Annotated in this window: 7 protein-coding genes and 1 rRNA gene; 1 reads left to right on the top strand and 7 read right to left on the bottom strand. The window is 61.4% G+C overall.

Going from position 1 to position 12103, the window contains the following annotated elements:
- Positions 1-74 (bottom strand): 16S ribosomal RNA (locus tag VLU25_22080); the annotation flags it as partial.
- 204 nt (positions 75-278) lie between these two features.
- On the opposite strand from VLU25_22080, the gene VLU25_22085 reads away from it, so the two are divergent.
- A complete protein-coding gene (locus tag VLU25_22085) occupies positions 279-2852 on the top strand; it encodes a hypothetical protein (protein HSR70632.1) in 2574 nt (857 codons plus the stop codon).
- Here the strand turns inward: VLU25_22085 and VLU25_22090 are convergent.
- The 6 genes from VLU25_22090 to glnA all read right to left on the bottom strand — a co-directional run bounded on the left by VLU25_22090 (position 2842) and on the right by glnA (position 12084).
- Entirely contained in the window at positions 2842-4839 is a 1998-nt protein-coding gene (locus VLU25_22090) for a M1 family aminopeptidase (protein HSR70633.1), read from the bottom strand. The two genes, VLU25_22085 and VLU25_22090, sit on opposite strands and share 11 nt — an antisense overlap.
- A complete protein-coding gene (gene lpxB / locus VLU25_22095) occupies positions 4839-6014 on the bottom strand; it encodes a lipid-A-disaccharide synthase (protein ID HSR70634.1) in 1176 nt (391 codons plus the stop codon). Before lpxB ends, VLU25_22090 begins: the two co-directional genes overlap by 1 nt.
- Positions 6015-6241: 227 nt before the next feature.
- Positions 6242-6811 (bottom strand): sigma-70 family RNA polymerase sigma factor, encoded by a 570-nt coding sequence (locus VLU25_22100; protein ID HSR70635.1) that lies wholly within the window; start codon positions 6809-6811, stop codon positions 6242-6244.
- 253 nt (positions 6812-7064) lie between these two features.
- Positions 7065-8477 carry a sigma-54 dependent transcriptional regulator gene (locus tag VLU25_22105; GenBank protein HSR70636.1) on the bottom strand — a complete coding sequence of 471 codons (1413 nt, stop codon included), beginning with the start codon at positions 8475-8477 and terminating at the stop codon, positions 7065-7067.
- Positions 8474-10663 carry an ATP-binding protein gene (locus tag VLU25_22110; GenBank protein HSR70637.1) on the bottom strand — a complete coding sequence of 730 codons (2190 nt, stop codon included), beginning with the start codon at positions 10661-10663 and terminating at the stop codon, positions 8474-8476. The genes VLU25_22105 and VLU25_22110 overlap by 4 nt, the downstream gene beginning before the upstream one ends.
- Positions 10664-10758: 95 nt before the next feature.
- Positions 10759-12084: a type I glutamate--ammonia ligase gene (gene glnA / locus VLU25_22115; GenBank protein HSR70638.1), complete on the bottom strand. Its 1326-nt coding sequence runs from the start codon at positions 12082-12084 to the stop codon at positions 10759-10761.
- Between the last annotated feature and the right edge of the window lie 19 nt (positions 12085-12103).

Genomic DNA, 12103 nt, shown 5'->3' on the forward strand with positions numbered 1-12103 from the left:
CTTTCGCGCTCGACTTGCATGTGTTAGGCACGCCGCCAGCGTTGATTCTGAGCCAGGATCAAACTCTCAGTTGAATCTAAAAAACCCAACACCCGATTCCTGCTCAACGCTTTACTGCTTACCGTCCAGTTGTCAAAGAACACTCGCTTACTCGCGAACTTTTAGAATACGTTTTCGCGCTCCTTCTGTCAAGTCGGGCTTGGCCACGCCGCGCCTCCTCCTGCCGGGCCGGCCGATCTGGACTTGCTATCGCGGTCTTAGCGCCTAAAATGTCAAGGATGTCCAGACACCTTTTAAAGCCGGCTCTCTTTCTCGGATTGCTTCTTTTACTGGCGGCGCTTCCACCGCTCTGCGCCCAAACCTTGGGTCCTGAAATAACCCTCGGCCAAGTCGACGAAGAGGGCCTGGACTCGTTTTTCCCCGCGGCCACCTTCAATCCGCTGCGTCAGGAGTTCATCGTCTTCTACCTGGAGGAACGGAACGACACCGTGGTACTGCTGGCCCAGTCCGTCGACTCCCAGGGACAAGTGGCGGGTCAGCCGGTGGAGGTGGCGGCGCCGGCCCAGGGCATGGTCGGTCGCTTCGCCGTGGGCTACTCGCCCCAGACTGATTCTCACTTGGCGGTTTGGGGGCGATCCACCCTGCAGGGATCGCCCCAAGGGCTTTTCGCCCGGGTCTTGGATGGACAGGGACGGCCCGACGGAGCGACCGTCGAAGTGACGCCGGGGGCGGCCACGAATCCCTCCATGGCCTATGACCCCTACAATCGGCGTTTTTTGGTGGTCTGGGAGTTTCAGACCGGCTTTGGAACCATCGTCGACGCCGCCTTCGTGCAGTCTGACGGGACGATCGCGGGAGACGTGCAGACGACCTCCGGCGGTACCAAGTCCGACCCCGACGTGGCCTTCAACCCGGCCACCGGCGAATATCTCTGGGTTTGGTTGACAGGCAGCCCAGGAATCGAACTCAGAGGCCAGATCTTCGACGGCGAGGGGACGCCTCAAGGGGTGGAATTCGCGGTTCGCGGCTCCTTCATCGGCCGGCCCGATGAGCCGGTGGTGGCCGCCAATCCGCTTTCCTCCGATCTTCTCGTGGCTTGGGACAACGTCGAGGAAAGCATGGCCGGGCCGGACACTAGGACGGTGATGTTGCGTCGCATCGGACCGCAAGGCAGCAGGACGGCTCAGTTCTCCGCCGCTCCTGTGAGCTCCTCGGCCGCCCTGGGCTTCGCCGGCCGCAACTACGTCCTGGCTTCGACGGCAGAGGACCAGCAGGCCGGAGTCAGCCTGGAGCTGCTCTTCGTCAATCCGGGCCTGGAAGACGGCCAGCCGCCAACCGGACTCACCTTGACTCAAGCCCAAAGCGCGCCTCCCTTGCAGGGAGCCTTCCAGCCCGCCATGGCGGCCGGAGCGGACCGGCTTCTCGTGCTCTGGAGCGAGGACGCGGAAGCCGCCGACGACTTCCAGGTGAGGGGCCGCATCATCACCGATCTGCCCGCCCCCTCCTCCGAGTTGTCCTTCGCTCCCGGCGGGACGGTGGGCATCACTCCCGGCGGACTGCTGGCGCCCTCCACCCTGCATAGCTTCGAGAGGACCTCGCAGCTCAATCTGATGGACGACGATCTTCCCGTCACCCGAATCCTCGAAGTCGACCGGGGCAGCATCGATCTCTCCAACGTCGAGGTCGGCGACACGCTCTACCAGAGCGAGTTCTCGCTCACCGTCAACCTGGGACTGGGCGGCATGGAAGCGGCCTCGGGGCGGATCGATTACATCGTCCGCGCCAAGGACGGCGGCTCGGCTCTCATGGAGGGCGTCATGGCGTCGTTGCTCGCCAACCCCCTGATCCTGGCCATGGTCCCCCTTCCCGCCCGCAATATCCCCTCGCAACTGTTGGGCACCGCCATATCGTCGGCTTCGCTGCTGCCGGGCGAGGGCGACGGACTGGTTCTGCTCGAAACCTTCCTGCTGCCTCTGCACCTGAGGGTGTCGGACGATTATCGGATGGTGGGGCCTGAACTGGCCATCAGCGACACTTTCCTGGAGTCTTTCTACCGCACGCCCGCCTCGGCAGGCCCCTTGCAGGTGAGCAGCAGCGTCATCGCTCTGAGAGGGCGGTCGGAAGGCCGCATCCTGGAAGACTTCACCGTTCAGGAGGAGAACCCTCCGCCACCTGACCCCGAACTGCCGGAGACGCTGCATTTCGCCCAGTTCGGAGGCGGGGGAGGCCTGGCCAGCCAGCTCATCCTGGGCAACGCCGGCGGCGAGGCGACCATGATTCGGCTGGAAATCCGCGACCAGAGCGGAGACCCGCTCACCCTGACCATCAACAGCGCAGTCGTCAGCGGCTCCCTGGAAGCCGAGCTTCCCGCCCAAGGCGTGAGGATTTTCCAGACCGAGGCGCAAGGGCAACTAGCCTCGGGTTCGCTGACGATCCGTTCCCAGACGCCCATCGGAGGCGTGGTTCTTTTCGGAGGCAGTTTCGGTCTGGCGGGCGTGGGACCCAGCCAGCCTCTGCAGAGCTTCCAAGTTCCCGTCGAAGTGCGGGCCCTGATGCGGCGCACCGGCCTGGCCATCTACAACCTCGAGGCTCAGGAAGTGAGTCTGAACCTCACTCTGTCCGATCAGGACGGGATTCCCCAAGCCGGCGCGCAAGTCATGCTGGCGCCCATGGGGCAAATCTCGCGCTTCACCGATGAGATCGACTGGGACCAGGCGGTCGATTTCTCGAACTTCGTGGGCCAGGTCACGGTGGTCGCTTCACAAGGACAGGTGGCCGCAACCGCCATTCAGGTGCGACCGGGCCAGTTCGCCTCCTTGCCGGTCTTGCCCCGGCCCAACCCTACTCAATGAAGTTGGAGGGCTTGGAGTAGGGCGACTTGATGTACTTCTGGGCTTCAGCTTGGGCGCCCCGATAGTCGATTCCGCTGTTGACGGCTTTCTGGTATTCGGCCAAGGCCCTCTGGCGCTGGCCCAGGACGTCGTAGATCTTGCCCAGATAGATGTGGGTCCAAGTCTCCACCCATTCCGGCTCCAGATCGCCGTTGAGCGCGTCCCTGAAGGAATTGGCGGCCAGGTTGTAGCTCTGCTGCCTGAAGTAGACTTCGCCCAGCCGATGATGGACCAGAGAGCTTCGCGGATCCTCTGCCTTGGCCCTTTCATATTCGGCAATCGCCGCCACGAACTCGCCCTGGCGCAAGAACTCGTCGCCCAGGGCGATGTGTACGCGCAGCCGCTGCGATTCGGAATCGAGCAGGATCTTGCCCTTGGGATCGAAGACCAGGCGCTCGGGCAAAGTTTCCGTCATGAAATTGAAGGACGTACGGCGGCCCTTCACCTCCAGCTTTTTCTCCTCGGCTTGCCCCTTGGTCTCGACCAGGATGTCGACCGGCATCTGAAACAGGTCGAGGTCCTGCAAGACCTGTCCTTCGATGCGGTAGTTTCCGTCACGGCGTTTGTAGATCGTGTATTCGACCGTGAACTCGGGGACGCCCACCTGTTCGATCCACTGCAGAAAGAACCATCCGTAGTCCTTGCCGCTGCGCTCCTCCACCAATCTGCGGAAGTCGGCGGTGGAGGCTTTGCCGCCCTTTATGCGGGCGAACCAGTCGCTCAGCAGGTCGTGAAATTCCTCCTCGCCCACCAGTTGGGAGAGCATGTAGAGCACCCATGCGCCCTTGGAGGCCACGATGGACTGGTACTGAGCCGTGCCGGGATCCAGCGACAATCCTTCCATCACGGGCGACCGGTCCTCGTATTTGAGGGCGTCGACCGAAGCCTTGGCCAACTCGTTCTTGTACTCCTCGACGTCCTGAGAACGGACGTACTGAAGAGCCGAATAAGTGGCGAAACCGTCTCGAAGCCAGGCGTCCTGGTAGCTTGCCAACTCCGTCGAGTATCCCCACCACTGCAGGGCCAGAAGGGACGCCAGTTGCATGCGGGGAACGTCTCCCGACCGCAGCAAGTCGCTTTCCATCAGCAGCAGGCCCAGACTGCCTCGCCCGGCCAAGTCGACGTTGCCCGCCTGGGCAAGGTTGAGGCGCTGCAGGCCCAGCGGGCCGTAGCGTTGCCGGTAGAACTCGATGACTTTGCCGATCTCCTCGACCATGGGCTTCAAGTCAAGTTCGAAGTCCTCGGCCACGAAAAAGGTCAGCGGCAAGGGTTCCTCATCGAAGCGCTCGCGCAGGAAGCGGGCCACCACCACCGGCATCTCTCCCAGGGGGCGCTGGGAAACCCAAGTGAAGACCTCTTCCACTCCGGCGGTCTCGATGGGATTCAGTTGTCCCGGCCCCACCACCGTAAAGCCCAAGGGAACCTGGACGCGGAGGGAAACGGGCGCAGTGTCCAATGGCAGGTCGTGAGCAGGAAACCAATTCCCCTGACTGAGCAGGACGGCGCCGTTGCGGTTGATGAAGGCGGGAGAGCGTTCCGGGGTTTCGAGAAAGGCGAACTGCTCATTCTCGAGGGTCCCCTCGAATTCGAAGATGAGGGTATACTCCTGTCCGCCGCGGAAGGGGTCCCTTCCCCGCACCATGAACTGGTCGGTCCCGAAGTCGGTGAAGCGGCTGTTGTAGCGCTCCTCTTCCGAGCGCACGCTGGTGAGCACCAGCCGGCTGTTGAGCTTGAAGGGGACGCTGAGGGTGTCGTCCAGCACCCTGAAACGGACCGTAGCGGTGCCGTCCAGGGCAGCTCTGTCGGGAATGATGCGGGCCCGGATATCGTAGTTGAGCACGTCGATGCGTCCTGCCTCGACATCGGGCTGCGGTTGAGCCGCCGCGGCGGCCGTGCAGGCCGCCAACAGGCCCGCCAAAACTATCCTCTGAAAAACGCGTCGTATCATCACGCGGCCTCTTTCTCTTTTTCTATCCAATCGCCCAAGCAGCGGGCCGCCTCCCGGTAGGCATCCCCTTGGCCCATCCGTCTGGCCCCTTCGGCCAGACGCAGCCGCATGGCTTCGGCTTTGCGGGCATCCGCCAAGTGCTCGACGATGTGATCGGCCATTGCCGAGGGCCGCGCGCCGAACTGTACGAACTCATTCACGATTCGGCGTCCGGCCACGATGTTGGCCAAACAATAGGTATCGACATCGACTAAAACTCGCCCGAAAAGCCAACTCGTCAACGACATCCGATAGAGCATGGCGAAGGGCACTTGCAAAATCATGGCTTCCAAGGTCGAGGTCCCGCTCTTGACCAGCGCGAAGTCGACGCCTGCCAGAGCCTTGCGAATCTCGTCCTGTACGAATTCCACCTCGAACCGCACACCTCGTCCCCGCATCCACTGCTCGACCTGCGATCTGAGGACGGCCAAGTCTATGGTAGGGGCGGCCGCCAGGCGGAAGCGGGGCTGAGCCAAACCTGCCTGAGCCGCCTTCTGCACCACTTGCCGGGCTGTTTCCATCTGCAGGGGGAGAATCTGCTCCACCTCTTTTGTCCGGCTGCCGGGCAGGAGGGCCACCAGGGGCGCGTGTCCCGGCTGGGGCCGGGCAGCCGGCCGCAGTCCCAGGCGGGCGGCGGTCGGATTTCCCACGTAACGGGCCCGCACGCCATGGCGGCGGTAGAAGTCTTCTTCGAAAGGCAAAATCACCAGCATCCTGTCGACGTAGCGGCGCACCTTCTTCACCCTGGAGGACCTCCAGGCCCAGATCTGGGGACTGATGAAATAGCACACCGGAATCGTCATCTTCTTCAAGCGCCGGGCCAAGAGCAGGTTGAACTCGGGAAAATCCACCAGAATGGCTACCTTGGGCCGCTGCCTGCGGGCCCGTTTCTGCAGCCCCCTGTAGAGTTTCCAGTAAGAGGGCAAATGGGCCATGGCCGCTCTCGGGCCGATGGCGGCCAGGTCGCGTACGTCAGCCATGAGATCAACGCCTTGCCCGGCCATTTCCCGGCCCCCGCTGCCGTACCACTCCAGACGGGTTTCCGGGTAAAGATGTTTCACTTCCTTGATCAGGCCCGCCGCATGCTCGTCCCCCGAAGCCTCTCCCGCTACAATCAGTATGGAATTGTCGCCCACCAAAATCGCCTTTCCCGTACCTCGTACCCTCGATTGTACTGAGAAATCAAGTCTCTTCTCAAATCCTCGAAGATCGAGCCTAAAGAGAATGGCGGGCCGCCTCCGGGGAGAGAGGCGGCCCGCCATGGGGTGCTCTCGGCTTTTCCAAGGATGAGCGCAGAGAGATGAACGAGCGGTCGCTTCGACCGGCGCCCTCAAGTCGGGGCGGCGTTGTGCGAGGCGGACATTTACTGGGTCAACTGCTTCTTGAGTTCCTGGCGGCCATAGAACAAGCGTGACTTCACGGTGCCTTCGGCTACGTCGATCATGGAGGCGATTTCCCGAATCGTATAGCCCTGCAAATCGTGCAGGTCCACCACCGTGCGGTGTTTTTCTCCCAATCTCTGAAGGGCCCCGTGGACGCGGCGGCGGGCTTCGTTCTGAACCGCCTTCTGATAGGGATTTTTGATCTTGCGGTCTTCCAGGAACACGTTCTCGGAGATGTCCTCGTCGATGCGCTGGGCATGCTTCTTGTTCTTGCGGATCATCTCCAGGCACACGTTGACCGTGATGCGGTTGACCCAGGTGCCGATCTTGGAATCGCCCCTGAAGCTTCTGGAGGCGCGATATATATTGAAAAAGGTCTCCTGCAGGGCATCCTGGGCCGCGGCCTCTTCCTTGAGGATGCGCATGGCCGTGCGGAAGATCTTGTCTTGAAAGCGATGGAAGAGCTCGTGGAAGGCCCCGTCCTCACGATTGCGGACCCGCGACATGAGGTTAGCTTCCATCGGTGCGACACTGGCTATATAAGTTCCCATAGCAATGATTCCTCCAATGCACCCTTTATAAGAGCAAAAGGCGTGCCAAAGCGCCGAATGCCCGCGGGACGGGGCTTTGCGCCCCTTGGGGGAGTCTCGCACTGTCCAACCGTTTCACACCCGCCGGCCAGCCAAACCTGTCTTAAATGCTTAAAACAAAAGACTTATGTGGGTGTAAAAGATTTTAACACCAGGTGTAAAAGAAAGAGGCAGTTGCTGCACAAGAAAAGGAGGAGGGGTGTCAGCCGGGCCCTTATCGGGCTTCGTATTCCTTGAGTTTCGAAATGATGGTCTGGCGGCTGACGCCGAGAGCGCTTGCGGCGCGCGACTTGTTGTTCTTGTGCTCTTTGAGCGATTCCAGTATGAGACGGCGCTCCAGGGCCGCCACCTGGTCCTTGAGAGAGCCTTGAGAGGAAGAAGAGGCCGTGTGGTAGCGGATGCGCTCGGAAACGGTGGATGCCGAAAGGGGCTGGCCGGCGTCGGCCAAGATCACCATGCGTTCGACCTCGTTTTCCAGCTCCCTGACGTTGCCCGGCCAGGAATAGTCTTGCAGCACCTGCAGGGCCTCCTCCGCGAATCCGTCCACCTGCTTGTTGAGCTTGGCCGAGAAGCGCTCCAGGAAGTGCTGAGCCAGGGGAACGACGTCTTCGGGACGGGCTCTGAGAGGAGGGACGTGGACCGAGAAGACATTGAGGCGGAAGAAGAGGTCTTGACGGAACTTTCCTTTCTCCACCATGCTGCTGAGATTGCGGTTGGTCGATCCGATAACCCGGACGTCGACCTGCAGGGGGGCCCGCGAGCCCACAGGGTAGATCTCTCCTTCCTGCAGCACGCGCAGGAGCTTGACCTGCAGGTCCACGGAGGCGTCCCCGATCTCGTCCAGGAACAAGGTGCCCTGGTGGGCTGTCTCGAAATAGCCCTTGGCGTCCTCGACAGCCCCTGTAAAGGCGCCCTTCTTGTGTCCGAAGAAGGAGCTTTCCACCAGGTCGGCGGGGATGGCGCCGCAGTTGACGGGAACGAAGTCCTTGCCGGCCCGGTTGCTGTGGTCGTGGATGTAGCGGGCCAGCAGTTCCTTTCCGGTTCCCGTTTCGCCCTGGATCAAGACGGTGGAATCCGTGCCCACCACCCGGTCCAACATCTTGATGAGCTCGTCCATGGGACCGCTTTCGTAGATCAGCGAGGACGATCCCTTGAGGGCCTGCATCTCTTCCTTGAGGCGGATGTTCTCGGAGCGCAGTTGGCGGTTGGCCATCTTCAGTTTGTCGTTGAGCCGCTCATTCTCTTTGGTGAGGCGGTAGCGTTCCATTTCCTGGGCCACCACCTGGCGCAGTTCCTGAGGTTCCCAGGGCTTGGTGATATAGCGGTGAGCATGCCCCTTGTTGATGGCGTCCATCATGTCGTCGACCTGGGTGAACCCCGTCAGGATGATGCGCACCGCGTCGGGCAGGATCTTGAGCGATTCGCGCAGCAACTCGACTCCGCTCAGTCCCGGCATGCGCTGGTCGGTGATGATGCCGGCCACGGCATGCTCTTTGAGGATCTCCAGGGCCTCGTCTCCCGAGCGCGCCTGCAGCACCTGATAGTCCTTCATCAGGGTGCGTTTGAGCTTCTGCAGGTTGGCCGGCTCGTCGTCGACGATGAGCAGCGATAGAGTGGCTTGAGTCATGACTTGAAGGGCAGTTCGACGCGGAAGCGAGTGCCCTTTCCGGGCCGGCTCTCGACCTCGATCTTTCCTTTGTGTTGCTGAATGATTCCGTAGCTGATGCTCAATCCCAGTCCGGTCCCTTTGCCCACCGGCTTGGTGGTGAAAAAGGGTTCGAAAACCTTGTTGAGGTGCTCCTGATCGATCCCTTTCCCGTTGTCTTCGATTTCGATCAGTGCCGAGCCGTCGCGACGGGCCGTGCGCACCCAGATGTCGCCCTGCTCGGGGATGGCGTGGCAGGCGTTGACCAAGAGGTTCATGACCACCTGGCTGATCTTGCCGGGGTCGCATTCCACCAGAGGAAGATCGGCGAATTCCTTGTGGATGCGGATGCGGTCGCGATATTGGTTGCGCAGCAGGTTGAGGGCCAGATCGATGGGTTCGCGGATGTCCACCGACCTCAATTGGTCGGTGTCCAGGCGCGAGAAGGTGCGCAAATCGCCGATGATGGCGTGGATGCGCTTGGCGCCTTCCTCGAAATTGGCGATCAGAGTATCCAGGTCTTCGCTGAGGAACTGGTAGTTGATCTGGTCTTTGAGGGCATCCACCCGGGTCTGCGCCTCCTCCGAATCGGGCAGGATTTCTTCAAGCTGTCCGATCAGTCGCTTGAGGTCGCCGACATACTGCTTGAGGAAGTCCGTATTGCCGTAGATGAAATTGAGCGGATTCTTGATTTCGTGGGCGATCCCCGCCACCAACTGCCCCAGGGAGGCCATCTTCTCGCTCTGGATCAACTGCACCTGGGTTTCCTGCAGTTCGCGGTAGGCCTTCTTGACCTCGGTGTTGCGCTCTTCCAGTTCGCGGGTGCGCTCCTGGACTTTTTCCTCCAGGTTGCGGTTGAGTTCCAGCAAAGCCCGGCTGCGTTCCTCCAATGAGGCCGCCATTTCGTTAAAGGTGGAGGCCAGTTCGGCGATCTCGTCGGCGCCCTTGGCCGAAACTCTCTCGCTGAAGTCGCCTCCGGAGATGCGGGCCGCCCCGATGCGCAGCTCGCGCAAGGGCACACTGATGCTCTCGGCGGTGGAGAAGACCAGGAAAACCACCAGCACGGCCGAGAAAAGAGCCACGAAGATAATGGCCTTGCGCAGGTCGTAGACGGTGCCGAAAATCTCGTCGTTGTCGATACCGACTCCGCACACCCAGCCCAAGCGCTCTCCGAAGATGTCGGCCAGGCGGTTCTCGGCATCGACTTCGGCCAGGCCAGATATCTTGTCGGTTCCCACCGGATACTGGTACTGAAAGGACGCGTCGCGGCGGGCCACGGCCGCTTGCAGGTCATGGAGGCCCAGGTCTTCCACCAGCCGTTTTCCATAGTTGTTGGGGGACTGCTCGACCATCTGTCCCTGACCGCTCCGGTGGCGGCGGTTGGCCCGGTACTTATGACCGATGATGGTGTCGGAATCGCGTCCGAACATGAAAGCGTATCCGGTCTGCAGGTCTTGAGTGTCCAGGCGGCGTTCGATGTCGTCGAGGATGTCGGACTGGACGAACTGCCAGTTCATCAGAGCCAGCACGCCCCCCAGGGACTCGCCCGTTTCCAAGTCGACGACAGGCGAGGCGAAGCCCAGGTTGTATTGCAGCGCGATGTCTTCATCATCATAGGGATAGACCCTTTGCACCAGGGCTGAGGAGTGCCAGTCGAGAAAGGCGAAGTACTGCAGGTCGAGGACCCGGCGCAGCCACTCGCCCCCCTGGTACTGGGCAAGACTGCGTCCTCTCAGGGCCTGGACCTTGTCCAGGGGCAGCGACAGCTCTTCGGGGATTTCCGAGAGCTTGCGCCGGTCGACCTGGCTGACCAGCACGATGCGGCCTTCTTCGTCGTAGAGGATGATGAGGTCGAAGATCTTGTAGATGAGCACCATGGAATCGAGAAGGCGCTGAGCCTCGGCCTGGTCCGGCTGGCCCCGCAGCACTCCCCGGAATTCCTGGTGAAAGCTGAGAGCCAGCACGTCCTCGTAGGTTTCGAGCAGCATGCGATGAATGCTGTCGGCCACGCCCTGGGCAATCTCTTCCAGGTAAAGCTTGACCCGGTCTTCGGTGATCTGGTCCTTGGCCAAATAGTAGGAATAGACGGAGATCACCAGCAGAGGACCCAGGCACAAGGGCAGCACCCGAAGGAGCAGTTTGGCCTTGATGCTGCGGATGAAAGACATGGCGTCCAAGAATTTTACACCGAAGGCGCCAAATTGCCAAGTCCTCTAACGCCCTGGCGGTACATAGCGCCCATTTTTTTGACAGTCATCCGGGGTCAGTAGAGTCCCAGGTAGGTTTCGACTTCCCAGGGGTGGACCTGTTCGCAGTAGCGGCGCCATTCCAGCTTTTTGGCTTCCCGATAGTTCTTATAGATATGGGTGCCCAGGGCGCTTTGCACCAGCTTGTCGCGTTTCAGGTAGGTGAGGGCCTCGTCCAGGTTGCGGGGAAGGTCTTCGATCTTGTGCTTGCGGCGTTCGCGCACGCTCATCTTGTAGATGTTCTTGTTGACGGGGGGAGGGGGCTTGAGTCCCTCGGCGATGCCTTCCAGGCCCACTTTGAGCAGCGCGGCCAGCACCAGGTAGGGATTGCAGGAGGGGTCGGGACAGCGGTATTCGCATCGGGTTCCCTCTCCCCGGCGGGCGGGAATGCGGATCAGGGGACTGCGGTTGCGTTCCGACCAGGCCACGCTGGTGGGGGCTTCATATCCTCGCACCAGACGCTTGTAGGAGTTGACCAGGGGATTGGTAACGGCGCACAGTCCGCGGGCGTGACGCAACTGAGAGGCGATAAATCCCAGGGCCACCTCGCTGAGGCCGTTCTGGGAAGCCGGATCAAAAAAAGCGTTGGCCCCGTCGCGCTGCAGCGATTGATGAAGGTGCATGCCCGATCCGCTCGCCTCGCGGATGGGCTTGGGCATGAAGGTGGCGTGCAGCCCATGGTCTTGGGCCACTTTGCGCACCACCAGACGGAAGGTGGCGATGTTGTCGGCGGCCGCCAGGGCTTCTTCGTGGCGAAAGTCGATCTCGTGCTGGCCCGGCGCCACTTCGTGATGGGCCGCTTCGACTTCGAAGCCCATGGCCTCGAGGGTGTTGACGATATCCCGTCGAGCTTCTTCGCCGCGGTCGACCGGAGTCAGATCGAAATAGCCTCCGGCATCGTGGGTGCGGGTGGTGGGCTCGCCCCTTTCGTTGCGCTGAAAGAGAAAGAACTCCACCTCCGATCCGGCCCGCAGCACGAAGCCCTGCCGTCTGGCTTCGGCGATGACGTCTTTGAGGCGGCTGCGGGGACAGCCTTCGAAGACCGACCCGTCGGGATGGCAGACGTCGCAGATCAGGCGAGCCACTTTGCCGCGCCGGACCTGTTCCCAGGGAAAGAGGCGGAAGGTGTTGGGATCGGGAGAGAGCAGCATGTCCGACTCTTCGATGCGCGAGAATCCCTCGATGGAGGAACCGTCGAACATGATCTGCCCGTCCAGCGCTTTCTCGAATTGCCCTTCGGGCACCTCGACGTTCTTGTTGCAGCCCAGGATGTCGGTGAACTGCAGACGCATGAAGCGCACTGACTCTTCGCGGCAGATCTTGAGGACTTCGTTGCGGTTCATAGCTGCAGACGCCCTCCGG

The sequence above is a fragment of the Acidobacteriota bacterium genome (assembly GCA_035471785.1).
In the GTDB taxonomy this organism is placed as follows: Bacteria; Acidobacteriota; UBA6911; order RPQK01; family DATIPO01; genus JANQFM01.

Excerpts from the sequence above, each read along its gene's own strand:
- VLU25_22085 (HSR70632.1), top strand. The coding sequence starts at position 279 with ATGTCCAGACACCTTTTAAAGCCGGCTCTCTTTCTCGGATTGCTTCTT.
- VLU25_22090 (HSR70633.1), bottom strand. The coding sequence starts at position 4,839 with ATGATACGACGCGTTTTTCAGAGGATAGTTTTGGCGGGCCTGTTGGCG.
- VLU25_22100 (HSR70635.1), bottom strand. The coding sequence starts at position 6,811 with ATGGGAACTTATATAGCCAGTGTCGCACCGATGGAAGCTAACCTCATG.
- VLU25_22105 (HSR70636.1), bottom strand. The coding sequence starts at position 8,477 with ATGACTCAAGCCACTCTATCGCTGCTCATCGTCGACGACGAGCCGGCC.
- VLU25_22110 (HSR70637.1), bottom strand. The coding sequence starts at position 10,663 with ATGTCTTTCATCCGCAGCATCAAGGCCAAACTGCTCCTTCGGGTGCTG.
- glnA (HSR70638.1), bottom strand. The coding sequence starts at position 12,084 with ATGAACCGCAACGAAGTCCTCAAGATCTGCCGCGAAGAGTCAGTGCGC.